Origin of the sequence: Photorhabdus heterorhabditis (genome assembly GCF_018448905.1) — a bacterium.
GTDB lineage: Bacteria > Pseudomonadota > Gammaproteobacteria > Enterobacterales > Enterobacteriaceae > Photorhabdus > Photorhabdus heterorhabditis.
This window is the reverse complement of record NZ_RCWA01000003.1, coordinates 85023-110996: the sequence shown is the minus strand read 5'-3', so window position 1 is coordinate 110996 and position 25974 is coordinate 85023. Positions and strand designations below refer to the sequence as shown.

Here is a 25974-nt window from a genome sequence, read left to right as displayed (position 1 = left end):
ATTAAGTAGCGCTCTCCGATCCTTGTGACATAGCAACTGCATTGCTTTTTTCTTTTATTGCTCTGGTTTTCATTTTTTCATCAATAAGGTATTTCGCTGCCAGCATTAATCCAAGGCCAATAAAAGCACCGGGCGGTAGGATGGCTAGCAAGAAAGGGGAATCCATATGGACGATTTCTATTCGTAATGCTTTAGCCCAATGGCCCAGAAGCAGATTAGCGCCATCAAATAAGGTTCCGTTGCCGAGAATTTCCCTCATGGCACCGAGAACAAACAGGGCAAAAGTAGCGCCTAATCCCATTGACAAGCCATCGATGGCAGAAGGTATAACCGGATTTTTAGCGGCATAGGCTTCCGCACGACCAATAACAATACAGTTAGTCACGATTAATGGAATGAAAATTCCTAATGATTCGTACAGACCAAAAGCGTAGGCGTTAATCAGCATCTGTACGGTACTGACAACCGAAGCAATGATCATTACATAAATCGGGATACGGATTTCATTGGGTACCCAACGGCGTAGGCAGGAAACTGCAATGTTGGTACAGACCAGAACCAATGTGGTTGCCAGCCCTAAGCCAAGAGCGTTGGTTGCAGTAGAAGACACCGCCAGTAGTGGACATAGTCCAAGAAGCTGCACTAAAGCGGAGTTATTTTTCCACAATCCCTGGACAAATAAGTTTTTGGTTTCACTCATGATTTTTCTCCACAGGATTCTAAAGAAGAGAGATGTTCAGGTAGGGTTTTTAAATAAAGAGCGGTCCGTTTGACAGAGTTTACCACAGCACGTGGGGTAATCGTGGCACCGGTAAATTGATCAAACTCACCGCCATCTTTTTTCACTGCCCAGTGTTGGTCATGATCTGATTTTATGATTTTCCCTGAAAACACATTGATCCAGTCTGAAATTCGGGTTTCGATTTTATCGCCCAGGCCGGGGGTTTCATGATGTTCTGTTACTCGAACACCGAACACTTTTCCTGAGAAATCTGCACCAACCAGCAACTGAATGGCACCTGAATAGCCGTCCGGTGCTGTACTTTCCAGCGCAGCTGCTACTGGCTGGCCATTTTTGCGGGCCAGATAGAGACGATGAGGTAAGTTATTTCCCAGAGCATCAGCACTTACCAGATAGCATTCGGTTTGTATATCGTTGTCATACAGTTCTGGAGGAATGACCTGATCAAGCAATGACTTGTGCTGTAATGCGGCTTGCTCAGCGATAGTATTTTGAGTTAATGAGTTCACGACTGCGGTCAGTCCGGTGGTAAATGCAGCAAAGATAGCTAGTGTGATGCCGTGACGTCGCATGGTTTCTAACATAACGGCTCCTTATTTATGCCCGTAAGCGCGGGGTTGAGTGTAATGGTCGATGAGTGGAACGGTGATATTTGCCAGTAAGACGGCAAATGCGATTGCATCAGGATAACCACCATAAACACGGATGACCCAGACTAGCAAGCCAATCATAGCGCCAAAAATGAGACGGCCTTTAGGGGTCGTGGAGGCACTAACAGGATCTGTGGCAATAAAGAATGCGCCCAGCATGGTTGCGCCTGAAAGCAATTGCAGCAATGGCGGGGAATAACGAGTTGGATCAACCAGCCAGCTTGCGAGTGCACACAGACCTAATGCCAGGATAAATGCTACTGGAATTTGCCAACTGATAACTTTTCTGTTTAGCAGAATAAATCCACCAACAAGATAAGCAATGTTGACCCATTGCCAGCCAATACCTGCCAGAGAGCCTTGTAATATTGGTTGATGCAGAACGTCATCAATATTATGAGTGAGTAAACCCGTTTTGAAACTATCCAAGGGGGTGGCTTGACTTATTCCGTCGAAACCTTGTTGCAACTGTTGTAATGTCGCGCCATTGGGAGTGTGGCCGGTGAAGATCACCATCAGGCTGTCTAGTGGGGTAATTTGAGTTGCCAGTAAATCCATGGGAGGCAACCAACTGGTCATTTGGACAGGAAACGATATTAGCAGCACCACATAACCTACCATTGCGGGGTTAAATGGGTTTTGTCCAAGACCGCCATATAGATGTTTAGCAATAATCACCGCGAAAACTGTTCCCAATACAATCAGCCACCAGGGAGCGAGCGGCGGAAGGCTGATCCCCAAAAGTAAGCCTGTCAGTAGAGCAGAATTATCTTTCAAGCGCGTGATAATTGCTTGTTTACGCAGAGACAAGGCAAGTGATTCCGCAAGCAGGGCGGTAATCACTGCAAGCAGGAGCTGGAACAATGTCCCGTAACTAAAGAAGTAAGTTTGTACAACTATACCGGGTATAGCTGCCAGCACGACCCACAGCATAATACGGCTGGTGCTTTGCTGGTTGTGTGTAAAAGGCGAACTGGCGACTTTTAGCTTTTTATTATCAGTTTGAACGGGTCTGAATTTCATTTATAACAATCACTATTCTGTTGAAATTTTCTGCTGTTCCTGAGCTGCTTTCTTAGCCTTAACTCGGGCAATAGCGGCAGCCACCGCAGCTTTGCGTGGATCGATTTCTTCTGCGGGTGCAGGTGGAGCCTCGGTTTGGGTTTCAGTAACTTGCTGCGTTTGCGCGGTTTTTTTAGCTTTGACGCGGGCAATAGCAGCAGCCACTGCTGCTTTACGTGGATCGATTTCTTCTGCGGGTGCAGGTGGAGCCTCGGTTTGGGTTTCAGTAACTTGCTGCGTTTGCGCGGTTTTTTTAGCTTTAACGCGGGCAATAGCGGCAGCCACTGCTGCTTTGCGAGGATCGATTTCTTCTACGGATGCAGGTGGAACTTCGGTTTGGGTTTCAGTAACTTGTTGCGTTTGCGCGGTTTTCTTCGCTTTAACGCGAGCGATTGCGGCAGCCACTGCATCTTTACGGGGATCTGGCTTTTCACTGGTTATAGATTCTGGTTCTGCTATTTCAGGTGACGTTGTCACCTCTTGGCTCTGAGCAGCTTTCTTTGCCTTAGCTCTGGCAATGGCTGCGGCTAATGCGGCTTTGCGTGGATCTTCTGATTCTGTTTGTACCGATGTAGCAGTATGAATATGTTCAGCCGCTTGTTTTTCCGCTTGGCGAACCCGAATCTGCTCTTTTCTTGCCTGACGAGCCGCTATTGCTGCTGAATTATCCGGTACTTGTCCCGGTTCTATGGAAACAATTTTGCCTGTGTCAGCCTGTTTTTCCCTTGCTCGGGAGAGTGCCGCTTGTACTGTATTTTTATCTTGATTATCAATCTGAACAGCCGCTTTTTTGTGTCTTTCCTCACGAGCCTGCTTTTCTCGTTCCATACGAGCTTGTTTAACTTCAAAACGAATTTTGGCTTCTGCTGAACGACGGTTTTCCTGATCTAATGCCTTAATTTCCGCTTTTTCCTGGCGATAGTATTGCACCAGAGGAATGTTGCTGGGACAGACATAAGCACAGGCACCACATTCAATACAGTCGAACAAGTTGTGATCGCGGGCTTTTTCATGTTCTTGACCACGGCTGAACCAGTAAAGTTGTTGTGGCAATAAACTAGCGGGACAAGCCTCCACACATAATCCACAACGGATACATGCTTCTTCCGCAGTATTTGCATCCATTTCTTGATGAGAGGGTGCCAGAATACAGTTACTGATTTTGACAACAGGTACATTCAGATCGGGCAGAGTGAATCCCATTAGCGGGCCACCCATAATCACCATCTGTTCTGATTGTGGTTCAAAACCGGCTAACTGGAGAAGAAATTGAACTGGAGTACCGATTCGCGCCCAGAAATTACCGGGGGAGGTTACAGCGTCACCAGTGACGGTCACCACACGTTGAATTAAGGGTTCGCCATCAATAATGGTTCTTTTGATAGCAACCACTGTGCCGACGTTCTGCATCAGAACACCAATAGCTGAGGAACGGCCACCGGATGGCACTTCTTCACCTGTCAGGATTTTGGTCAGTTGTTTTGCACCACCGGAGGGGTATTTGGTCGGGATAACCCGGACGATGATAGTTTTATCGCCTTTTAGTGCGGTTTTCAGTGCTCTTATTGCTTCTGGTTTATTATCTTCGATACCAATCAGTATTTGCTTAGGTTTAAGCAGATGTTCCAGAATACGAATTCCTTCAATTAATTCGTTTGAGTGTTCCTGCATAAGGCGGTCATCAGCGGTAATATAAGGTTCGCATTCTGCGGCGTTAATAATCAGCGTCTTAATACCAGAACGGCCACTTTGAAGTTTGGCGGCGGTGGGAAAACCCGCGCCACCTAAACCCGCGATACCTGCCTGATGGATTCGATTAAGAATAGTGTTTGCATCAAGTGATTGATAATCAGGTGTCTGAATGCGTTCACACCATTGATCTTCACCATCTGGGCGTAGACGAACACACAATTCTTTCAACCCAGATGGATGCGCTGTAATGCAAGGTTCAATGGCAATGATTGTACCGGAAGTCGATGAATGAACCGGTACAGTACGACCAGAGCCAAATGTCAGAGGTTGGCCTTTCTGCACCTTATCACCTGCTTTAACCAGTAATTCGCCTTCCGTTCCCAAATGTTGTTGTAATGGGATAATTAACTCTTCCGGTAGTGGTGCAATGCGCAATGGTGTTTGACTGGATTGCAGCTTCATTTCCGGTGGATGAATTCCACCGTCGAAATCCCATATTTTGTTTTTATGGAGTAAATTTAACAAATTAAACATGGTGTTCAGCCTCAATATTGTTAACAGGAATGTTTTTAACGAAAACATCTTGAGATGGCTGAACTGGGATATTTTTTACCGGAATGGTTTTCAAATCCCATTTCCAGTTGGAAGTGGTCGTTGCCACCGGGATCATGGCAATACAATCTGTAGGACAGGGGGCAACGCATAGGTCGCATCCAGTACATAAATCTTCAACAACGGTATGCATAGCACGGGTTGCGCCGATGATAGCGTCTACAGGGCATGCCTGGATACATTTGGTACAACCAATGCAATTTTCTTCATCAATAAATGCAACTTTGCGGATTGGGTTTTGTACGCTTTCATCTCCTTCCAGTGGCTGTGGATCGACACCAAGTAATTCTGAGATTTTCAGCATTGCTTGTTCACCACCGGGTGCACATTTGTTAATCATTTCACCATTATTCGCTATGGCTTCAGCGTAAGGGCGGCAGCCGGGATAACCACATTGCCCACATTGACTTTGAGGCAGAATATTGTCGATGTTTTCAACAATAGGATCTTCTTCCACTTGAAAACGACGGGCAGCAAAGCCTAGGATTAAACCAAAAATTAACCCTAGTGCACTTAGTGCACCAATAGCAATCCATAACGATATCATCAGAACTTCACCAAACCACTAAAGCCCATAAAAGACAGGGACATTAAACCTGCGGTGATAAGACCGATAGATGAACCCCGGAAAGGCGCCGGTACATCAGCAACAGCCAGGCGTTCACGAATAGCGGCAAACAGTACCATAACCAGAGAGAAGCCTGCGGCAGCACCAAATCCATAAATGGCAGATTGTAGAAAATCGTGTGATTGGTTGATATTCAACAGCGCTACGCCGAGTACGGCACAGTTAGTGGTAATCAACGGCAGGAAAATACCCAACAGCCGGTATAATGTCGGGCTGGTTTTGCGTACAACAAGTTCTGTGAATTGCACGACAACGGCAATGACCAGAATAAAGCTCAGGGTACGCAAATAGATTAAGTCCAGTGGTAACAAAATAAACGTATTCACCAGCCATGAACACACTGAGGCCAGTGTCATCACGAATGTTGTCGCAAATCCCATCCCGATGGCAGTTTCCAGCTTTTTAGAGACGCCCATAAAAGGACATAAGCCGAGAAATTTCACCAGGACAAAATTGTTAACCAATACGGTTCCAACAAATAAAAGAAAATAGTCAGTCATTGCTGTGCCTGAAAATGAAGTTTGTTTACTTTTTATAAAATTATAAATATGCCCTCATCTTACTGAGGGGCAATCTATTGTTATGATAACAATCAAAGAAAGTTGCGGTTATCGATCTTGTGTGAAAGTCATTTTGACCCGATGAGAGCGTTTAATATAGGGGACAAAAATAGCGGCTGCCAGTAATGGCCATGCTAATGCACGTAGAGCCATTTGATCAGGAATAGGGGAAAAGGTGAAAGTTTTCAATGCAATTAATACGGTAACAATAAGCCAAATAATAAAAGTTTGAGGGAATCTTTTTGACCGAATAAAAAGCAGTTTTAGGACCCATAGGGTGAAGCACCACATTACCGCCGTAATGACGACGGAAAGAAACCACATTAGAGTAAAGTGATGACTTCCGGTACTCAACATATTGTTCTGACTGAAAAAAATCATAATGTATAAGGCAAGCATGACACTGGCACTGAGAAATGTCATGATCAGGTAAGCTGCTGGGGCCAGAATCCAACCATTAATTCTTTGGTAGTCATGGGCTTGATACATAAATCATTCCATTTAAAACTATGCGAAGGAAGAATAATAGGCGATTCTGTTGGGTTAGGAAATAGATTGATTGAAAGATTTTCAGAGCTGAGTTCAGAGATAATTTGTGAGACGGCTGTCGAGGGTGATATTTTTTACTGATATAACATTGCAGTTATTATTAAGAATAAATTTGAGGGGCTGTCATGAGTGGTTTGTTAAAGGTTGGGTTGGTAGGCTATGGTTATGCCAGTAAAACGTTCCATGCGCCATTAATTGCTGGGACTACGGGTGTTAAATTGACAGCAATTTCCAGCAGTGATGCAGAGAAAGTTAAATCAGATTGGTCAAATATTCCGGTGGTATCCAGCCCTGAAGATCTTTTTAATGATCCTGACATTGATTTAATCGTTATTCCAACACCTAATGATACTCATTACCCACTGGCTCAGAAGGCGCTGGCAGCGGGTAAACATGTTGTAGTGGATAAACCATTTACTATCACAGTTGAACAAGCTGAATCTTTAAAACAACAAGCTGAAGAAGCTGGATTACTCCTTTCTGTATTTCATAACCGTCGTTGGGATTCTGGTTTTCTGACCATAAAATCTTTAATTAAAGAAAATCGGCTGGGCAAATTGAAATATTTTGAATCTCATTTTGATCGCTATCGTCCAGTTATACGTCAAAGATGGCGTGAAGCGGCAGGGGAAGGAAGTGGTATTTGGTATGATTTAGGTCCTCATTTGCTTGATCAGGCGGTTCAATTGTTTGGTAAACCGCAATCTATTACGGCTGATTTGGGGATGATCCGTCCACAAGCCGAAGCGGCAGATTATTTCCATGTATTGCTGAATTACCCGGATATTAAAGTGGTTCTTCATGCGACAACAGTGGCAGCGGCTGAATCTGCTGTTTATACATTGCATGGTATGGAAGGCAGCTATGTGAAATATGGTCTTGATCCTCAGGAAGAACGATTGAAAGCAGGAGAAAGACCGCCACATGTTGACTGGGGATATGATATTCGTGATGGAATTATGACGGTGTCACGTGGAGAGGAGTTAGTAACTGAATATGTGCCGACTTTGCCCGGTAATTATTCTGCTTATTATGCGGCGATTCGTGATGCGATTACGTTAGGTAAACTCAATCCAGTAACGGCAAGTGAAGCTATTCAAATCATGAAGCTAATTGAAGCTGGTTCAGAATCGGCAAAACAGCAACGTACAGTGGCAGTTTAGTCGTGACTTTTATTGATTAGTCCGGTTTACCGGGCTAATTATTTGCAAAGCAAGGAAAATGATAAATGACCTGGTGGCAAAGATTAAAAATAGATCCTTTTTTGATGGTATTAGTGACAGTCGTTGTTATTGCGACGTTCTTTCCTTGTGAAGGTGAAATTAAAGTTTGGTTTCAACGGTTAACGACGGCGGCTATTACTTTGCTGTTCTTTATGCATGGTGCCAAATTATCCCGTCAAGCCATTATTGAGGGTATGGCGCATTGGCGGCTTCATTTGGTCGTTTTTCTCAGTACTTTTGTTTTGTTTCCAATTCTGGGGTTAGGGTTGGGTCTGTTGGTACCTGAGATAATGACATCAACGGTTTATTGGGGATTTCTTTATCTTTGTGCATTACCGGCCACGGTTCAGTCGGCGATTGCTTTTACTTCTGTTGCTGGTGGTAATATTGCTGCTGCTATTTGTAGCGCTTCGGCATCCAGTATTTTGGGGGTATTTTTATCGCCAATACTCGTCGGGCTAATGATCCATACACAGGGAGAAGGCAGCACTGATACGTTGGAAGCCATAAAATCCATTATTCTTCAATTGATGGTTCCTTTTATTGTCGGGCATTTGTCGCGGCCATTGATTGCTCGTTGGGTTGAGCGACATAAAAAACTGGTTAATATGACGGACCGGTCATCAATTCTTTTGGTGGTTTATGTGGCTTTCAGTGAGGCGGTGGTAGAAGGTATCTGGCACAAGATTGATGGTTATTCACTTCTGATGATTGGCGTTGTTTGCTGTATCTTGTTGGCGATTGTGTTGGTTATTAATACTTATATCTCCCGTTGGTTGGGTTTTAGTAAAGAAGATGAAATTACCATTGTCTTTTGTGGCTCGAAAAAGAGCTTGGCTAATGGTGTGCCAATGGCGAATGTTTTATTCCCGGCTGCGACAGTTGGCGTGATGTTGTTGCCATTGATGATTTTTCATCAAATTCAATTGATGGTGTGCGCGGTATTAGCGCAGCGTTATGCCCGGAGGTTAAAACGGGAATAGATATGTAAATGGTTGGAAAACACTTTCATTAGATCGAAGGAATACATCAGTTTTACAGCTGTGTAAAATATGCAAATAACACAAAGATGTGATATATATCACTACAAAAAATATAAAAAATGGGCATATATATAATAATAGATTCGGGACGTTCAGTATATATTAGGATTACCTATAACGGTTAAAGTGAGCCTATGGTTTACCTTTTTTCAGGATGAATAAAACACAAAAGGTAAAAACCATAGGCTTTTTATTAATTCAGATGTCTAAGAATTTCATCTGATAATGTTTTGGATTCAATTGCTTGATAAAATCCCTTTTCTGGAGAAAACGTAGAAACAATTCTTGTTTTTATCACAGGCTTACCGTCAAAATAAATGAACATCTCTTTCCCTAAGTTTTTTTCTAAAAAAAGCTTGAACTTATCATTACAATTCAATCCTTTTTTAACCTTAATAAAAATGTTATTGGAATTTACAGATAACTGATTACCAGTTTCTCTTGCAGAAAGAGCCTGTTCTACACACGACTTAGATAAATGGAATGTTTCATTACCTGCTGTATAATCAAGGGAAAGTGGTTTTTTCTGTGAAACACACCCTGTAAGACCAAGAATAGTAGATAGTATAAGAATTAACTTAGTCATAGCGGTTTGCCCCCATTTTTGACTTTTGACATTAGTATTCTCAATTATAGTTACCAAACTAAGTTCTTTTACGCAAGTAATTGTGATGTTCAGATTGGATATATTTTTTAAATTGAACTGAGTTTCCGGTGCTCTATTATTTTGAAAACTATTTAGGGTAAACCATTTAATTTTTTAATGTGTTTACAATACTCATGGCTTGTTTTTTATCGTTTGCCCCCATTCTAAATGAAGGAGATAAAGCGGTTTGAATAGTCGTCGTGTACATAGGAATACCGTTGAATGATACTGTCATTTTGGTTCCAATGTTTTTAGTGATTAGAGCATTAAATTTAGGAAAACATTGTTTATCTTTCTTCATGACTACTGATAACTCATTATCCATTCCATCATGTGCTCCTAAATAATCGATTTGATCTGTACACGCTTGTGTTAAGACAAATTTGTCACCGGATGAAAATTCAAATTTTAACCCTTCTTTCGTTTGAATTAGATTATTTCGATTGTTTTTGTCGGAACATCCGGCTATTGCGGAGAGGAACATCATAATAACAAATAGATTTTTCATAATTTCGAACCTGTCATATTTAGAAACTACATATAGCCCCACTTAAAAACTAAGTAGGGCCATTAATAATATACTCTTACCAATCCCAAGTAACAATAACATTTTGTACTGTAGAAAAGCTTTTACATCTTATTTTATCTATTCCGGCTTCTAAAGAGGGTAATTTTGCTGTCTATTTTCGTGTGGCAGGTGAGTCAACTCGGAAAGCGCTTAGTGGATATGAATAAAGGAGCATATGTTGACATATGCACGGTTTGGCATATACTATGCATATGCTAACTTATTAAGTTAATGGAGAGAATACATTATGAGAACAAGAACAGTTTCAGTGTTTAAAAATGGTAATAACCGAGCTATCCGTTTACCGAAAGATCTTGATTTTGATGGAGTGAACGAATTAGAGATTATCCGTGATGGTGATAGCATCATCCTACGCCCAGCAAAACCTAATTGGATCTCATTTAAAGAAGAAGAAAAAGCAGATAATGATTTCTTGATTGAACGTAATGATGTTATCGAAGATGGACGGGTTATTCTGTGAAAAAAGTCTACATGCTTGATACAAATATTTGTTCTTTCATTATGAGAGAACAACCTGTATATCTGCTTGAAAAACTTCAAGCGTGTGTAATGAAACGCCATACTATTGTGGTTTCAGCAATTACCTATTCAGAAATACGCTTTGGGGCAATAGGAAGGAAAGCATCACCTAAACATAATGTTTTAGTTGACGCATTTTGTGAACGTCTTGATGCGATTCTACCTTGGGATAAAGAAGCAATAGACGCAACAGTTATGATAAAAAAATGCTTATCTGATGTCGGAATGCCAATAGGTAATAATGCTACTGCAATAGCAGGACATGCAATTGCTGTTAATGCAATATTGGTAACAAATAATACCCGTGAATTTTCACGAGTCGAAGGGCTTAAACTCGAAGATTGGATGAAACCCTAATACTACAATTAAATTTTTTAACCTTAATAGATATAAATCTATGATAGGAAATAAGTGACATTATCGGGCAGTTAAACCGCCGAATTGTGATCCCACTGCTGCCAGTTGAAAAATATCCTGACAACAGTCGCCCTGTTCGAATGATCCCCCTTATCAGGCTGATAGACAACAAAGAATATGCTGTCATGACCCACGAACTGGCTAGTATATCTGTTCATGCTTTGGGGGCTGAATTTTGCGATGCATCGCAATACCGTAATCCGTTAAATATTTCTCGATTAATCAATGGGGGGATGAGTAGAGAAACATTATAAATCAGTATTGCTTACTATTGCTTTGGCGTATATCAAATAAAAAAACAGAAAAGAGCGAATAATTATGGTGCCATACGAAGCCGCTTCACTGACAAAAATCAGGAATGGAAAACCCATTCCTGCACTGTTTAATGTTTAACGGTTTGCTGCTTTTATTCGTAATGCTTGTTTTTCTGTATCACTGATAAAAGCAGTTTCTAATCCGTTTATCTGAGTCTGACGGATTTGAATGGCAGATAAACCTGCGGCAGGGGCGGCAACTTCATATTCATGGCGAATTTCGATACCTTCAACTGCCGGATCGTCTGTATTAATGGAAGCAAGAATACCTTTTTCCAAAAATCTTTTTAGTGGATGGTCCAGTAAAGAATTCACGGTGCTGGTTTGAAGGTTTGAGGTTAAACAGGCTTCAATTCCGATACGGTTTTCAACTAAATAATCCATTAGCGCCGGATCAGTAATCGCTTTTACCCCATGACCAATACGAGTTGCGCCTAACTCACGAATGGCTTGCCAAATACTTTCGGCGCCAGCCGCTTCACCAGCATGGACAGTTATTTTCCAGCCAGTATCACGGGCTTTAGTAAAATGAGACTGGAAAAGATGGCCGGGGAAACCTAATTCATCACCTGCCAGATCCAGTGCTGTAATATGCTGGTGGTGAGCCAGCAAGCCCGCCAATTCCTGAGTACAGGCTTTTTCTCCAAAAGTCCTGCTTAGAATACCGATAAGGCGAATGTCGATATCATTATTTTGGCGGGCAGAATAGATACCATCGATAACCGCTTCAACAACCCCTTCAATAGGTAATTGATGTTTCATTGCCATGTAATAAGGGGAAAAACGTAATTCTGCATAATCCAGACCAGCATTTACGGCATCTTCAACATTCTCGATAGCAACACGACGACAAGCATCTAAATCAGCCAGTACTGCCACACCCCAATCCAGTTTTTGTAAAAAGCTAACGAGATCGGGTTCATTTCCAATCACCTGTACATGAGGGCGCAGTAATTCCAGGTTATTAGCCGGAAGTTGAATATTATGCTGGTGGGCAAGATCTAAAATGGTTGCTGGCCGGATATTGCCGTCAAGATGGCGGTGTAAATCTGTCAATGGGAGCTGTATATCAATCATATTCTGGGTCCTTTTTTTATATAAAAAAGCCAGTCAGGTTTGTTGACTGGCTTTTTAGCGAAAGCGTTTATGGCTGTTTTATTGTGCCGGCGGCACAGTGCCTTCTACCTGTATATTTCCACTGCTGTGGGTATCATCTTCTGGCATCGTTTGCTCTGGTACTTCATCATCAGAAGATTCGGATAAACCATACTCAGACAAGAACTTAGGTAAGGACATTTTCTCACCGTTCATTTCTACATTACCGTTTGCATAGTTAAACTTGATGCTAATGGCGTCATTATCAACAGTGGTGATTTTAAACAATTTCCCAAATTGCTCCAATTGTTTTACTTGTTGCTCCGCATTTTCTTCAGCTCTGTCTTTATCCATACCATTAACCAATGATGCTTGGGTGGCGAATTCAAGTATCATTGGTTTTGGTAATGTCACATGCAGAGACATATCCTGAATCAAAGTGCGGATAGCTTCCTCTGTTTTCATTGAAGATAAGCTACTTTTATCTTTCGGTAAGTCTTGTAGATTCACTTTGTAATTAATCGTGCTTTCACCTTTGGTATTTTTCCAGGTTAATGGCTCGATACCAAATTGCGGATTATTTTTCAGCAGGATAGGCAAATTAGAAAAAACAGCGTCAATAACCGCTGTGTCTACAGCATCGGGAGAGAGATGATCAGAAGCGAGAGATTTGGCTGTGGCATCATTATATGCTTGGGTAAATTTACGCACGGCTTCACCATCCAGACGATCCGCTGTAATAGCAAATGTCCCTGAACCGAAATCAATATTTTTTAGTTTGAAACCATCTAAACTATACGTAATTTTCCCTTTCAGATTCGTTTCGTCTTCACTGATATTTGAACCCATTTTAAGGCCAGAGAGAACGATATCTTGGTTGTTGATACCTTTCAGGCTGATTTCCTGAATGTTGATGTTTTGATCACCCACATAGATATCAAATTTGCCTTTTTTATTGGACAGGTTTAAATCAACACCTTTAACAACGAAGTTTTCATCATTTTTGTTGATGGTCAGTTGGTCACTCTTTATTGTTAGTGAGATATCTTTCAGCTCGCGGCTGAGATCTGAAGTCAGTTTGGCGCCAGAGAAATTGAATTTAACGCCATTTTTTGCAAAATCGACGGGGATGATATCAACATCAGAAATAACAGAGCCACTATAGCTGACACGAGAATCAGCCGTGAACAGGGATTTTCCTTTCGTGACTTCAAATAATGGTTTTAGATCTTCATTATTTTCCAATTCGGAATGAACGGAAGCCATGCTAGGAATAAGGGTAAATTTCTTTATTTGTGCCAGCGGGAAAGGGCCATGATCAATCACAGATTTAATTGCAATCTCTTCACCTGGCTTGATTTCTGCGTTTTTAATACCTGCTTTAACCGTCAGGACAAGACGTACATCAGAACTAAACACTCCACGATGGAAATCTTTACTCTGTAATACCAAACCAGTTTCAGGGAATGCTTTTTCCAGCTCCGCGTTTGCGTGGGCAACAGATTGGCCGATATGTTGCTCGATTTGTTTACCAGTATACCATGAAGCACCCGTCCAGATTGCACCTAAGGCAACGATAACGCCTACTGCCACTAACGATTTTTTCATAATGGAGATCCATCCTTTTAGTACATATTTGCAAATAATATGTACTCTTCTAGTATAAAAATGGCTGTTAACATCACTTGAAATTTAAGTCGCACTTAACAGCCTGTGAATAAGTTTTAAACCCAGATTAGCGTATTATTGATTAAAAATCCGAGCAACCAAACCACAACCGTGAATAATCACAATCTTCTCGGCAGCAGATATAAATGCTGATTCGCCTGGGGAAATCCTTAATTGGTGTTCGCTAGATTGTATAACTGTTTGACCTTCAATACAAAAAACAATCGATGCTGAATTGTTCTCAAGAGTAATTGGCTGTTCTGATAAAGGATAAATGGAAAATGCAAAATCATTGATGGGAACAGGGAAGGTTTGCGCTGTTTTTTGCTGTTTTGGTAAGGTTAATAATGTGTTTACTGGTTTTGATACAAAATCAAGATTTGCCATTAACTCTGGAATGTCTATATGTTTATTGGTCAATCCAGCCCGCAGGACATTATCTGAGTTTGCCATGACTTCAAGAGCAACACCTTCTAGATAAGCGTGAGGTGTACGGGCGCATAAAAACATGGCCTGACCTGGTTTAAGTTCAATAACATTTAGCAAAAGTGGGCTAAACAGACCATTATCGTCAGGATAAAACTCCGCCATTTTTTTTATGGTATCCCAAGGCTCTCCGATGCGGCTGTTTAATGCTGACTTTAATACGCCAAGAGCCAGCTGTTTTTGTTTGCCGCTCATATTGAGTAATTGGCAAAATAAAAAAGCAAGATTTTGTTCATTCGGTTTTTGGATAAAAAATCGAATCTTGGGATGCGCCGCAGTAACAAATTCCAGTAATTGTACGATTTCGTTTAGCGGACGGAATCCATTGATTGCCCGAAAAGGGGTCAGGGCATAAACTAACTCAGGCTTATGGTTATCATCTTTATAGTTTCTTTCAGGTGAATCCAGTGGAATACCTGCGACATTCTCTTTGGTAAAACCTTCTTCTGCCGATTTTTTATCGGGATGAACCTGAATAGAGAGCGGTTGAGCTGCACACAAAATTTTAAATAAGAAAGGTAAACGGTGAAATGTATCTGCAACCTCTTTCCCTAAATATTTTTCTGGATCACTGGCAATGAATTCATTTAGGGCCACCGGTTTCCCCGTTTCAGGATTGACGACAATCGAACTGCTTTTAGGATGAGCGCCCATCCATAATTCAGCCATTGGCAGATTATCTGGATTTTCAACACCATAAATATCAGTCAGGGCGGTTTGGCTTCCCCAGGAATAGTGTTGGATCTGATTTATCATTTTAAACATGGCCGTTACTCTCTTTTTTAAAAAATCAATCTATTTCCTTGCGACTACAATACGATAAACACGACTTGGTCGGCATAATCAGGAACTAATATATGGCATGATAACAGAATGTTATACCCAATAAATTTCAATTTGCAGCGCGGCGGCAAGTGAACGCAGCCAACAAAGCAGCAATTTGAAAGATAACAGGTATATGCATATTCGATTATTCTGTGTGTTAAGGAGAGATAGTAATGGCAGCCACTCGCATTGAAAAAGACTCAATGGGGCCTATCGAAGTACCTGCTGACCAATTATGGGGAGCGCAAACTCAACGTTCACTTGAGCATTTCCGCATTTCGCAGGAGAAAATGCCGGTTGCATTGATCCACGCTCTTGCATTAACCAAACAGGCTGCGGCCAGTGTAAATATGGATTTGGGCCTTCTGTCGAAAGAGCGGGGTGAAGCAATTATTGCTGCCGCAAAAGAAGTACTGGAAGGTAAACATCCAACAGAATTTCCGCTTGCTATCTGGCAGACCGGTTCCGGAACACAAAGTAACATGAATATGAACGAAGTGTTGGCGAACCGTGGTAGCGAGATTCTTGGTGGGGTAAGGGGTAGCGAACGTCTTATCCATCCTAACGATGATGTCAATAAGAGCCAGAGTTCTAACGACGTTTTCCCAACCGCAATGCATGTTGCCGCAGTTATCGCGCTGCGTGAGCATCTTATCCCTGAGCTGAAAGTATTACAAAAAACACTGGCTGATAAAGCTGAAGCTTACAAGGATATCGTCAAAATTGGGCGTACTCATTTGCAAGATGCGACGCCACTAACACTGGGTCAGGAAATTTCCGGCTGGGTAGCCATGCTGACTCATAATCTGAAACACATTGAAGACAGTATTCCTCATGTTTGTGAATTGGCACTAGGTGGTACTGCGGTAGGTACAGGTTTGAATACACATCCTGAGTATGCCGTTCGCGTTGCTAAGAAGCTGGCTGAATTAACCAGCCATCCGTTTGTGACTGCACCAAATAAATTTGAAGCTCTGGCTACCTGTGATGCATTGGTTCATTCACACGGTGCACTGAAAGGTCTGGCGGCTTCAATGATGAAGATTGCCAACGATGTTCGCTGGTTGGCTTCCGGGCCACGTTGTGGTATTGGTGAAATTTCAATTCCTGAAAACGAACCAGGCAGCTCGATCATGCCAGGTAAAGTTAACCCGACTCAGTGTGAAGCCGTCACTATGCTTTGTGCCCAAGTGATGGGTAATGATGTTGCTATTAATATTGGTGGTGCATCTGGCAACTTTGAACTGAACGTGTTCCGCCCGATGGTTATTGATAACTTCCTGCAATCTATCCGCTTACTGGCTGATGGGATGCGTAGCTTCAATGAGCATTGCGCTGTAGGTATCGAGCCTAACCGTGAGCGTATCACTCAACTGCTGAATGAATCTCTGATGCTGGTAACGGCGCTGAATACGCATATCGGTTATGACAAAGCCGCCGAAATTGCTAAGAAAGCGCATAAAGAAGGGCTGACACTGAAACAATCAGCAATGAAACTGGGCTATCTGACAGAAGCTGAGTTTGACGAGTGGGTTCGTCCTGAAGATATGGTTGGTAGCTTGAAATAATTGCTGCTTTTACCATGAAAAACTAACCGGAGACGGGTGCTCCGGTTTTTTGTTTTACTATCTCATCTCAGATTATTTTTTTCCTTTACTAATCGAGAATCAATGCCGAAATCAAGGAGTTTAACCGTATTGATATACTTATGAAAATCCTTCGCCATGGGATTCAACATGACATTATTTTCGTAGGGGACGATGGCAGAGGGAACCATCAGACCAATGGAATGACTAACTTCGAACCATTCACTGCCTATTTCCATTGTGCAAGCCGGAGGGATGGGATCATTCCAATCAGGCGGTAACGTATCGATGTTTAAAATATCAATTTGGTTTTCTGGGATATCGATACTCAACAGCGAAAAATCAGCGAGAAGCTCATCATCTCCTACATGGACAAGTATTTCCAGCACAGCAAGAGAAATAGAAGTGGCGACATAGACCGCTGGTCTTCCTATATTGTGCCAGCGGCCACCATACAGTTTTCCTCCAGTACCGCTCCATGCTGATTCGACATACTTTGAACGGGTAAGTCGGTATAGGATCACGATACAATCCCGTGCTCAATTCTTCCTATAAGATTCATGACATCTAGTGCGCTACTTTCTGTATCGAGCATTGACTCAGGTGTGACGTATCCCAGACCTCGGATTGGGCGCTTCATCCATTGAGTTGCTTTATCTTTGTCACCGTTAAACAGATCTACCGCGTGATCCATTACACGAACGAATCGGGCAATCCGCTGACTTTCGTCAGCCGTGAATTTACCTTTACCTGAACGGCGCCTTGAATAGCTGCGTATTTGAATACCCGCGATCCGCAGGATATCTCCTTTACCGAATGTGGACCAATTTTGTATTTTCTCAACTATCGTGACTGGTAACCCTTCGTTTAATACTGCATTCAAATGTGGTCCACTGCTTGAAGGAAAACCCACTGTTCGCCAAAGTGGGGGAGGACTTTGGACTTTATGGCTTGGTGTAAAAACTTGCATAAGCACCTCGTTGGTCATCTGTCAATTTTATAATAGACAGATGACCTGAATAGGTCAAATAACAAGTGATTTGAGGATAAATCATAATAACTGTGTATACATACAGTTTTTCCTTGAAATGCAGGAGCTGATGTAGTAGTTTCGTATTCCCGGCATAGGGAGGGCTTTGGACTCAATACGTTATTCTGAAAAATTCATACGCTTTTTTAGCAAATCCGCCGTAAACTCTCTTTACGGCGGGTGGCATTCACTATACTGAATTTAGATTGTGAATTATACTCCATCGATTATTTTTGAATCCAAAAAGGACAAACTACATGTTAGGACCAGTATCGAATCATCAATATATCTCAACTAAAATCAGTAGCACTGAAGATTCACTTCCCCGGAGAGTAGACGTTCATTCCCTCTATGGAAGCGATAATGAAACAGGAGGTATTCTGAACAATAAAGTAGAGGCTCGATTAAATGATATCATCATAAAAAACAATGAAATGTTCGGGTTTAATTATTACCAGCAAAACCCATACGAGCGGAAAATACTCCTCGAAAGTAGAAAGGGGTATTGTGGAGAATGTTCCGACGAGGTATTGCAATATGTTGATGATAAATATTATGAAAAAGTTAACCCATCTAAAGAGCACTATTTTGTTTTGAGCAAGGACCAAATTGATATTATTGAGCCATCTTATAAGCAAATGTTTTTTAAAGCAGAAGCAACAGAAATGGAGTTTGATAAAACAAATAAAATCCTAAAAGAATTCCCTGATGTCTTTGTTGGTAGTAAAAATGATTTTGATTATATGATAATAAAAATTTGCGATATCTTTGGCATTAGCGCACCCCATACACTCGAATACTGGAATATTAATCGAAACTTACGTTAATTAGAGTCGATTTATATTTTTATATAGTTAAGTATGTTTTCGTTCCATTGTTCCATTGTTCCATTGAACCTCAAACCCTATAACAATTTATTTTTACTCTCTTAGATGAATCAAACTTGCATGAGAATTACATAATGACAATATCCTCTAAACCTAACCTTCAACTTGTCTACGTATCTGATATTGATCGTTCAACGGCCTTCTACCAGACACTTTTCAATTCTGAACCGGTGTTTTCGAGTCCCCGTTATGTGGCATTTTCTGCTGGCGACGAAGCATTGTTTGCCATTTGGTCGGGGGGAACAAAACCAGATGTTGCTGTCCCGCGGTTCTCTGAGATCGGTATTATGTTGCCATCCAGCGAAGATGTAGATCGCTTTTTTGCAGAATGGCAGAAGAACCCCGACATCAAGATTGTGCAGGAACCTTACACTGAAGTTTTTGGCCGTACTTTCCTTGCTGAAGATCCCGATGGTCATATTATTCGGGTATGTCCTTTGGATTAAAAATCTTGCAGGGCAATTTTCTTGCCCTGCAATTTGCAATTATTGTTGGCTACTTTTCGTTTAAATTTCACGATATAAATGTAGTCTGGGAATAATCAGCTCCAGTGGTTTAGCTTTGGGTTTATGGCGATGTACTATTGTATTAGCATTGTAATCACTAAGTTCACCTATCTTTGGTTTGTTATCACCAGAGTTAACATAAAACGCAATAATTGGTAGAGGGCAAGCATATTGCACCTGCTTTTGTTGATCGGTATACCAGACTCGTGCAATAGGTTGCACTTTTACAGGGCGTTTTATTTTTAAAACCACATCATTGGACAATTTTTTTATATCGATGATTTCTCTGGCAACTAATTCTGCCCATTGTTCCCGAGAATAAGGAGAAACTGCACGCCCAGAGTGATAACTTTTCTCCAAACGTTGCAGAATTTGATTTTTTGTGACTTTATTGATGATGTTTTTATTTGCCCAACCAAAACGAACGGAATCAGGATTGAGAAGGGGAGTTATGGTTCTGTAGGCATTTAGTGTAATCAATCCATGTAATTGATTGTGAACAAATTCAAATCGTTGTTCTTTATTTACGCCTGATTGAATAGTTACGATATGTTCAAGTTCTGCTTTCAACTTATTAATTTCTTCAATCAAAAGTAAAGCAGAGTGATATTGTGGTTGGTTCACAGAAAAACACAATACACCAGGAAGGCGAACAGCTGCTTTACTGCTGATATTTTGATTGTTGTGATGGATAAATAGCTTCAGATAATGGCTTAAACCTAAATCTAATGCTTCATTACCTGTCGTTTTATTAACAGTTATTTCTGTTATTGGATCATGTTCACTGCCTTTTTCTACATTGGGCAGAACAAATACATGGGCGGCCAGCAAAGTGTAACTATGAAGAAGTTCATACAATTGTTTCAATCTGCTTTCTTGTTTTTGAAAGCAACTATTCAAGTTTTCAATTGATAAGTATTTATTCATATAAGTAACAGTTTTAGTTACAACATGCTTTTCATTATAGAACAAAAAACATAAACATCAAACTCGTCTGTCCACTAAAACAGCTAAGTAAAATTAAATAAATACCCATATCACATAAACTGTTGCTCCAATAGTGTAACGGCATTGATTGTTTTATGCTTAAAGAACATTGCGGCGACTTGCCAGTGGGGTAGGCTGCTGTGTCGATGTTTCTTTGGAGGTCAATATCATGAATAATTTGATAATCAGGTAGCAAGAGTGCATCGAGACGACCTGATTTTCCAGCAAATCTAGATATACCGGGTGATACTTAAAACAATACTTTGGAAGGATTATGTTGGCATTAATTAATGGTTTTATTTTGTGCTTAGGGCTGGTAATTTCGATTGGTCCTCAGAATATAGAAATCCTTCGGGTCGGTCTGCTGAATGACCGTGCAATTCTGCTCGCTTCAGTGTTTGTGGCTTGTGATGCAATCCTGATTACCATAGGTGCTTTAGGTGTTGGAAGTATCATTGCGTTGAATCGAGAAATAACTATGGTTTTGATGTCATTTACCATAGTGTTCCTTCTATTCTTGGCGTTCCAGGCAGGGCGTCGATCTATAAGTGAGAGTGGGGAGGCTATTACCCTCAGTGAGAAACAAAATACCAGACCTTTTAACATGGTGAAACGCGGACTCGTTCTCTCGTTCCTGAACCCTTTAGCGCTACTGGAAACCGTTGTCATCCTGGGATCAACAGCAGCGCCTTATCCTGCCAGTCATCGAATTTTGTTCATGGCTGGTGCACTTGCGGCCTCGTCTGTTTGGTTCTACGGTCTGGCCTATAGTTCTCGCAAGTTCTCAGCCTTCATATCGAAACCATGGCAGTACCGTATTATAGAATGCATTGCCGCAGTCACTCTGTTTATTACGGCCTGCTGGTTAGTACAGCGTACTTTCATCATTTAAGTTAAATTGAAACTAAAAAGGAACAGCGTTATGCTGTTCCCAATAATTATTGTCTTGCAACATCTATTGGATATCAGGCAGGGTTAATTGTTGTATCAATCACTTGGTAAAATGCATTCAGGGTATCTGCAACTGTCCAGACACCCAATATAACGTGATAACCTTGATAACCTTCTGGCAAAGTACATTTATTAATAACTTCATTCCCCGGCATTTTTTCCTGGTAATCCTCAAAGCAGAAAGGTGTACTATTAAATTGCTCTCTGGTTAAAGGCTTATTGGGGTCCCAGTCTAATTTAGTAATAAAATATTCCCAACTTGAAGTCTTGTGTTGGATTACAATTTCCCATTTGAATTCAATATCACCGGTAGTAATGGGAATTTTCTTCCATCGCTCTGCTGTTTGAACATCCAATGCGTCAAAGTGACCAATACCCGCACTGGCAATATGACCATCTTCTGGGCCAGCTTGCGGGAAGCCTTTTTTAGCTTCAAGAGATTGAGGTTCATATTCTACCAACCCACAATCTGTATTTTGTTTATTTCCCTGTGCAGAACAAAGGAATGCCCGACTTCCTGGACTATCAATGTAACCATGAGCCCATGCTCCATTAAATAAAGCTGCGATTACAGTAGTGGCTAAAGTCATAATTCTCACTTTATGTTTGTACATAATAGTGCCCTCCATTAGACAGGATAATTAGTCTATGACAAACAAAGCCCCGGGACTTAATTATTATCCTAGATGAATATAATATGATTATCCATTTCATAAATTAATTAATAATCTAATTACATTAAGGTATTGAAATTTTTCATTAAAAGTGCCTGTTATTATTTTTTGTAATATAAAAGGATAAGATTTCTATAATTTATTCTACCTTACTGATGAAAAAGACAATTTTTGCATTTTGAACGGGGCGCCTGCTCATTTAAAAACACGTATTTATACCCAATAGATTTCAAGATGGATGGCGACGGCAAGGGAGCATAGATAACTCTGTGACCGGGGTGAGTGAATGCAGCCAATAAAGAGGCAACTTGAAAGATAACAGGTATATAGTATGGTGATGTTGGTGATGTGTCACCGTCAGTCTGTTTTATTGAGTCATTGCAAAGTATGAACTCAATCATCCACACAATAGTTCCTAAAATGGTATTTGGCTGGCAAATGAATTTGTTTGTGGGGATAGCAGCAATATAGCGGGGGAGCATAATAAAACGTTTTGGCGAATTACGGAGTATCGATGTTATGATAAGCATAATTCAGTCTGGTTAGTGATCTTGTATTATTCAGCGATAGTTCTGATAGTTCAAAACCTAGTTGAACTGCTTAAGTGTTCTACTATTTATCTGGATACGATATTTGTTAAAATTAGTGCTGTAAAATACGGGTTGTGGCTGGAAAACTACACAAACGATTGGAGTAAGTAACTTGGAATTAAATCAAGTAATAACTGAGCTTGAAAAGTCTGATAACAATTGGACTGTAGAGCAAATAGGTGAATGTCTCGTAATCACTAACGAAGACGGCATTAAGGCACATTTAGCCATTTGTGGAAAACAAATCACAGTAGAAGCGCTGCTGTTCTCGGAAGAATATGTTTCGGATACAGCGGCCTTAAATAAGTTCATTTTAGAAACGCACAAGATGATCCCTCTGACTTCTGTTGGAATTACTGTAGTAGATGGTCAATCTTACTATGCAGCTTTTGGCGCTTTATCTTCAGAATCAAAAATGGAGAGTATTGTCATCGAAGTTTCTATGTTATTCACCAACATTGCTGAGCTTCTTGATGCGTATTCTGAGTTTCTAAAATAACAACATAGGGTAAAAATATTATGAGCAGTGTATGGAAAAAGCTTTTCAAAGCAATTAAAGGAACTGTAAACAACGCAGCAGAATCTGTAGCTGATGGGAAAGCGCTGACCATTCTTGATCAGGAGCTTCGTGAAACAAAAGCAGAAATTCGCCGCGCTGATGAAAGCCTGATTGGCATTATCGCTAAGCGCAAAGTGGCAGAAAAAAAGGTTTCATCTATCGAAACCAGTATCAGTGAATACGAAAATCACGCTCGCTCTGCGGCTAATAAAGGTGACAATGGGCTTGCTTTAGAATGTGCTCAGAAAGTTGCTGGCCTGCGTGGTGAATTGGAAACAGAGCAATCACAGCTTGAAGCTTTCAAGAAAGTTGAAGTTACCCACCGCCGCACTGTGCAAGAAGCTAAAGAAAAAGTGTCTCAGCTTGAGAACCAAGTAGACCTTGTTAAAGCAACTGAACAGGTACAAAAAGCACAGGCTGCTACCCACAACTCTGTTGTTGGCGCATCATCTAAAACATCTACCGCTCTTGATTCGCTTGAACGTATCAAAGCACGCCAGGCTGAGAAAGCTGCCCAGTTCGAGGCTCAGCAAGAGCTTCACGATAACGCAACTTCAAGCGATTTGGACAAAAAACTTAAAGCAGCTGGCATTACCTCAAGTTCTGCATCTGCGGAAGACGAACTTGCCCGTATTCTTGGCAAGTAATCCCCTGGTTGTTAGATAAAGGCCCTGTTCCTTAGGGTCTTCCTCTTCAAAGGATGTTTCTATGTTTTCCAAAATCGCTGACGCGTTTAATAAAGCACTTCGCCGCAAGGAAGTTGTGCCTGTTGGTCCGAAGGTACCAGAAATATTGGGGTTGCGGATTGGTGGTGCATTTGAGATAGACCCGCTCATACTAAAACTGATTGAGTCTGATCTTACCATCGAAAATGCGGCCTCAACTCAGCTTATATGCGCTGTTGGTGTTATTGACCTTGGCGATAATATGCGCTTGGTTCGCTACTACACCGATGATGAAGGCTACCTCCAGGTACTTCAAGAAGGTGAGAACGATGATGGTGTGAAAGAAGTGAGCCTTTGGTACTTCTACGAAACTAAACCGATCGATTCCCAAACACAGTGGGATGCGTTGATTGAAAATGGCATCATCACACCGAACGGTCAATATGACCTCGATGGCACTCAATTTTCTCAGTTGTGGAGTAATACGAAACCGGTAGCTATGACGGAGAAAACCTACCATAAGAACAGCAACATGACTGAAACAGACCAGTTTGTAATGGTTTACACACGTCAGGTTTCAGATAACAAAACAGAAGAGCTTCTGATTGCCGGCGAAGAGAAAATTGTAAGCAACAACTTAGACAGACTGATGGTACAAAGTACCGGTATTCAACTTAATCAAACAGGTTTTAGAGTGGTAGCATAAATGATTACACTAGTAAATGAAGAACAAGCTTTAACTCAATTTATTAATAGTGTAGCCAACTTTGGATTATGCTTTGGTCTGGCGCTCGTTTTCTTCATTATATTCAAATTCGTTTACATTATGGTGACTCCACATGATGAATGGAAGCTGATCAAAGAAGAAAAGAACACAGCGGCTGCAATATCGCTGGGAGGGGCTTTGGTAGGTTATACCATCGCAATTGCAAGTGCAGCAAGCAACTCTGTCGGCGTGACTGATTTCGTTATGTGGGGTGTTGTTGCATTACTCGCTCAAATTGCTGGCTTCTTCATGGTGCGCGTATTCATGATGCCGAAAATCGTATCTCGTATTGAAAACAATGAGATCCCAGCAGCTGTAGTTCTGGCTGCCGTTTCAATTTCTGTTGGTCTTCTAAACGCAGCTTGTATGACTTACTAATTCAGAGGTTGTATGACGAGCAAGAATAAAAAGCGCAGAATGCGCAGCACAGACATCAACATTGAGAATAAGCGTAAATACTGGCGAACTTTCTCATTCACTTCGCTAGCGCTTAGTGTTGGTTGTATAGCTAGCTGTAGCCAATCAACCGACAAACTGTCAATCAGGATCTATAAGGACTTAGCGGCTTGCCAAAATGATCCACAGAATACTATCACTACTGAATGTGAAGCCACGTACAAGGCAGCATTACGTGAAGCAGATCGTACATCACAAAAATTCAGGCAAGAAGCAATGTGTAAACTTGAGTACGGCGAATGTAAAGAGATGCCGGACAAGCTTGGTTATCGACCAAAAATGGCTGCCTTTATGATGGCTGATGTAAAGCCTGAGGATTTCAACAAGTACAACCTTTCTGACCAATACCGTAATGTGTTCTACCAGCCAATATTCACTTCAACATCAAGCTACAGCGACCTGTATGATAAGCTGTTCTTCGCTGATGGCAAAGTCATTGGCTCTTACTCTAATATGGACAATATCCAGTTCGAGATGAACCAACGTTATTTACATCCCCTAGAGACTGTTCGCCTGCCAGAGGTTTTTCAAAACTCAGGCAAGAGGGCAGAAAATACCTCTGCGACAAACTCAGTATTAAACATAAACACTCTGGGAAATGCTTATATAGCTTCTGAAATAGGCAATTATTCAGAGTGTAAGCAGAGAGAGAGGATGCATAGAGAGCGCCTAAATCGTGAGAAAGCGCAGCAATTAGAAACAGGTTACTACGGTGGCACTCATGTCAGCCCTTCAACAGGATTCAAGGACATGATTAAGACCGCAGATAGTAAACCCATCGTAACTACCAAATCTAAAGGTGGTTTTGGCTCAACCTCCTCAGCAAAGTCAAGCTGGGGAGGATGGGGCAGTTAAACCCACTCTGACATCTAATTCGGAGGCTGTTTTTATCAAGCCTCTTTGTTATCAGAATTTTGCATAAGCTCATCATTAATTACGGAATTAGACGTCTGGGCGATAATTTTCTCCGATATTCAGATAAGAAGTATCGAAAGGT

The 25974-nt window shown here is 41.3% G+C and carries 29 protein-coding genes and 1 pseudogene; 14 read left to right on the top strand and 16 right to left on the bottom strand.

Going from position 1 to position 25974, the window contains the following annotated elements:
• Window position 1 precedes the first annotated feature (1 nt).
• From EAE89_RS02890 to EAE89_RS02860, 7 genes are all read right to left on the bottom strand, one after another.
• The gene (locus EAE89_RS02890; RefSeq protein ID WP_054475405.1) at window positions 2-700 is read right to left on the bottom strand and encodes an electron transport complex subunit E; all 699 of its coding nucleotides are present in this window, start codon (window positions 698-700) and stop codon (window positions 2-4) included.
• The gene (rsxG, locus tag EAE89_RS02885) at window positions 697-1326 is read right to left on the bottom strand and encodes an electron transport complex subunit RsxG (protein WP_054475408.1); all 630 of its coding nucleotides are present in this window, start codon (window positions 1324-1326) and stop codon (window positions 697-699) included. The genes EAE89_RS02890 and rsxG overlap by 4 nt, the downstream gene beginning before the upstream one ends.
• 9 nt (window positions 1327-1335) lie before the next feature.
• Window positions 1336-2415, bottom strand: coding sequence for an electron transport complex subunit RsxD (gene rsxD, locus EAE89_RS02880; RefSeq protein WP_054475411.1), 1080 nt, complete (start codon window positions 2413-2415; stop codon window positions 1336-1338).
• A 12-nt stretch (window positions 2416-2427) separates the two neighbouring features.
• A complete protein-coding gene (gene rsxC, locus EAE89_RS02875) occupies window positions 2428-4680 on the bottom strand; it encodes an electron transport complex subunit RsxC (protein WP_214085341.1) in 2253 nt (750 codons plus the stop codon).
• On the bottom strand, window positions 4673-5305 hold the full coding sequence (gene rsxB / locus EAE89_RS02870) for an electron transport complex subunit RsxB (RefSeq protein ID WP_214085340.1): 633 nt from the start codon (window positions 5303-5305) through the stop codon (window positions 4673-4675). The genes rsxC and rsxB overlap by 8 nt, the downstream gene beginning before the upstream one ends.
• Entirely contained in the window at window positions 5305-5886 is a 582-nt protein-coding gene (gene rsxA, locus EAE89_RS02865; protein ID WP_054475418.1) for an electron transport complex subunit RsxA, read from the bottom strand. The genes rsxB and rsxA overlap by 1 nt, the downstream gene beginning before the upstream one ends.
• A 108-nt stretch (window positions 5887-5994) precedes the next feature.
• Window positions 5995-6435, bottom strand: a complete 441-nt coding sequence (locus tag EAE89_RS02860) for a DUF2569 domain-containing protein (protein WP_054475420.1) — start codon at window positions 6433-6435, stop codon at window positions 5995-5997.
• A 185-nt stretch (window positions 6436-6620) separates the two neighbouring features.
• On the opposite strand from EAE89_RS02860, the gene EAE89_RS02855 reads away from it, so the two are divergent.
• Both EAE89_RS02855 and EAE89_RS02850 read left to right on the top strand, forming a co-directional pair.
• Window positions 6621-7658, top strand: a complete 1038-nt coding sequence (locus EAE89_RS02855) for an oxidoreductase (protein WP_054475421.1) — start codon at window positions 6621-6623, stop codon at window positions 7656-7658.
• A 65-nt stretch (window positions 7659-7723) separates the two neighbouring features.
• Complete coding sequence (locus EAE89_RS02850; RefSeq protein WP_214085339.1) at window positions 7724-8701, top strand: bile acid:sodium symporter family protein; 978 nt, start codon at window positions 7724-7726, stop codon at window positions 8699-8701.
• Window positions 8702-8954: 253 nt separating this feature from the next.
• Here EAE89_RS02850 and EAE89_RS02845 read toward each other — a convergent pair whose 3' ends face one another.
• Window positions 8955-9347: a hypothetical protein gene (locus EAE89_RS02845; RefSeq protein WP_054475426.1), complete on the bottom strand. Its 393-nt coding sequence runs from the start codon at window positions 9345-9347 to the stop codon at window positions 8955-8957.
• A 166-nt stretch (window positions 9348-9513) separates the two neighbouring features.
• Window positions 9514-9915, bottom strand: coding sequence for a hypothetical protein (locus EAE89_RS02840; protein ID WP_054475428.1), 402 nt, complete (start codon window positions 9913-9915; stop codon window positions 9514-9516).
• Between the two features lie 307 nt (window positions 9916-10222).
• On the opposite strand from EAE89_RS02840, the gene vapB reads away from it, so the two are divergent.
• From vapB to EAE89_RS02825, 3 genes and pseudogenes are all read left to right on the top strand, one after another.
• The gene (gene vapB, locus EAE89_RS02835; protein WP_054475430.1) at window positions 10223-10456 is read left to right on the top strand and encodes a type II toxin-antitoxin system VapB family antitoxin; all 234 of its coding nucleotides are present in this window, start codon (window positions 10223-10225) and stop codon (window positions 10454-10456) included.
• The gene (locus EAE89_RS02830) at window positions 10453-10872 is read left to right on the top strand and encodes a type II toxin-antitoxin system VapC family toxin (RefSeq protein WP_214085338.1); all 420 of its coding nucleotides are present in this window, start codon (window positions 10453-10455) and stop codon (window positions 10870-10872) included. Before vapB ends, EAE89_RS02830 begins: the two co-directional genes overlap by 4 nt.
• 53 nt (window positions 10873-10925) lie before the next feature.
• Window positions 10926-11186, top strand: a pseudogene (locus EAE89_RS02825) (CcdB family protein); the annotation flags it as partial.
• Window positions 11187-11321: 135 nt separating this feature from the next.
• Here EAE89_RS02825 and add read toward each other — a convergent pair.
• The 3 genes from add to manA form a co-directional block, all read right to left on the bottom strand.
• Complete coding sequence (gene add / locus EAE89_RS02820) at window positions 11322-12323, bottom strand: adenosine deaminase (protein ID WP_054475434.1); 1002 nt, start codon at window positions 12321-12323, stop codon at window positions 11322-11324.
• Window positions 12324-12401: 78 nt separating this feature from the next.
• Window positions 12402-13949, bottom strand: a complete 1548-nt coding sequence (locus tag EAE89_RS02815; RefSeq protein ID WP_054475436.1) for a YdgA family protein — start codon at window positions 13947-13949, stop codon at window positions 12402-12404.
• A 135-nt stretch (window positions 13950-14084) separates the two neighbouring features.
• Window positions 14085-15260, bottom strand: a complete 1176-nt coding sequence (gene manA, locus EAE89_RS02810; RefSeq protein ID WP_214085337.1) for a mannose-6-phosphate isomerase — start codon at window positions 15258-15260, stop codon at window positions 14085-14087.
• 233 nt (window positions 15261-15493) lie between these two features.
• Between manA and fumC the strand changes: the two genes are divergently transcribed.
• Window positions 15494-16888, top strand: coding sequence for a class II fumarate hydratase (fumC, locus tag EAE89_RS02805; RefSeq protein ID WP_054475439.1), 1395 nt, complete (start codon window positions 15494-15496; stop codon window positions 16886-16888).
• A gap of 62 nt (window positions 16889-16950) precedes the next feature.
• Here the strand turns inward: fumC and EAE89_RS02800 are convergent, their stop codons facing one another.
• Together EAE89_RS02800 and xre are read right to left on the bottom strand one after the other, a co-directional pair.
• Entirely contained in the window at window positions 16951-17430 is a 480-nt protein-coding gene (locus tag EAE89_RS02800) for an RES family NAD+ phosphorylase (protein WP_054475441.1), read from the bottom strand.
• Window positions 17427-17876 carry a type II toxin-antitoxin system antitoxin Xre gene (xre, locus tag EAE89_RS02795; protein ID WP_054475443.1) on the bottom strand — a complete coding sequence of 150 codons (450 nt, stop codon included), beginning with the start codon at window positions 17874-17876 and terminating at the stop codon, window positions 17427-17429. Before xre ends, EAE89_RS02800 begins: the two co-directional genes overlap by 4 nt.
• A 317-nt stretch (window positions 17877-18193) precedes the next feature.
• Between xre and EAE89_RS02790 the strand changes: the two genes are divergently transcribed.
• Together EAE89_RS02790 and EAE89_RS02785 are read left to right on the top strand one after the other, a co-directional pair.
• Window positions 18194-18763, top strand: a complete 570-nt coding sequence (locus EAE89_RS02790; protein WP_054475444.1) for a hypothetical protein — start codon at window positions 18194-18196, stop codon at window positions 18761-18763.
• Between the two features lie 134 nt (window positions 18764-18897).
• Window positions 18898-19269 carry a VOC family protein gene (locus tag EAE89_RS02785; RefSeq protein ID WP_054475446.1) on the top strand — a complete coding sequence of 124 codons (372 nt, stop codon included), beginning with the start codon at window positions 18898-18900 and terminating at the stop codon, window positions 19267-19269.
• A gap of 60 nt (window positions 19270-19329) precedes the next feature.
• On the opposite strand, the gene tus is transcribed toward EAE89_RS02785, so the two are convergent.
• Complete coding sequence (gene tus, locus EAE89_RS02780; protein ID WP_054475448.1) at window positions 19330-20256, bottom strand: DNA replication terminus site-binding protein; 927 nt, start codon at window positions 20254-20256, stop codon at window positions 19330-19332.
• A gap of 361 nt (window positions 20257-20617) precedes the next feature.
• Between tus and EAE89_RS02775 the strand changes: the two genes are divergently transcribed.
• The gene (locus EAE89_RS02775; RefSeq protein ID WP_235525369.1) at window positions 20618-21208 is read left to right on the top strand and encodes a LysE/ArgO family amino acid transporter; all 591 of its coding nucleotides are present in this window, start codon (window positions 20618-20620) and stop codon (window positions 21206-21208) included.
• Between the two features lie 73 nt (window positions 21209-21281).
• On the opposite strand, the gene EAE89_RS02770 is transcribed toward EAE89_RS02775, so the two are convergent.
• Window positions 21282-21881, bottom strand: a complete 600-nt coding sequence (locus EAE89_RS02770) for a lytic polysaccharide monooxygenase (protein ID WP_054475452.1) — start codon at window positions 21879-21881, stop codon at window positions 21282-21284.
• Window positions 21882-22643: 762 nt separating this feature from the next.
• Between EAE89_RS02770 and EAE89_RS02765 the strand changes: the two genes are divergently transcribed.
• The 5 genes from EAE89_RS02765 (at window position 22644) to EAE89_RS02745 (ending at window position 25832) form a co-directional block, all read left to right on the top strand.
• Complete coding sequence (locus EAE89_RS02765; protein ID WP_054475453.1) at window positions 22644-23030, top strand: DUF2170 family protein; 387 nt, start codon at window positions 22644-22646, stop codon at window positions 23028-23030.
• Between the two features lie 20 nt (window positions 23031-23050).
• Window positions 23051-23737: a PspA/IM30 family protein gene (locus tag EAE89_RS02760; RefSeq protein WP_054475455.1), complete on the top strand. Its 687-nt coding sequence runs from the start codon at window positions 23051-23053 to the stop codon at window positions 23735-23737.
• A gap of 61 nt (window positions 23738-23798) precedes the next feature.
• Complete coding sequence (locus EAE89_RS02755; RefSeq protein ID WP_083451847.1) at window positions 23799-24461, top strand: YjfK family protein; 663 nt, start codon at window positions 23799-23801, stop codon at window positions 24459-24461.
• Window positions 24462-24899: a DUF350 domain-containing protein gene (locus EAE89_RS02750; RefSeq protein ID WP_054475457.1), complete on the top strand. Its 438-nt coding sequence runs from the start codon at window positions 24462-24464 to the stop codon at window positions 24897-24899. It abuts the gene before it with no gap.
• A 12-nt stretch (window positions 24900-24911) separates the two neighbouring features.
• Window positions 24912-25832, top strand: coding sequence for a DUF1190 domain-containing protein (locus EAE89_RS02745; RefSeq protein ID WP_054475459.1), 921 nt, complete (start codon window positions 24912-24914; stop codon window positions 25830-25832).
• The last annotated feature ends 142 nt before the right edge of the window (window positions 25833-25974 follow it).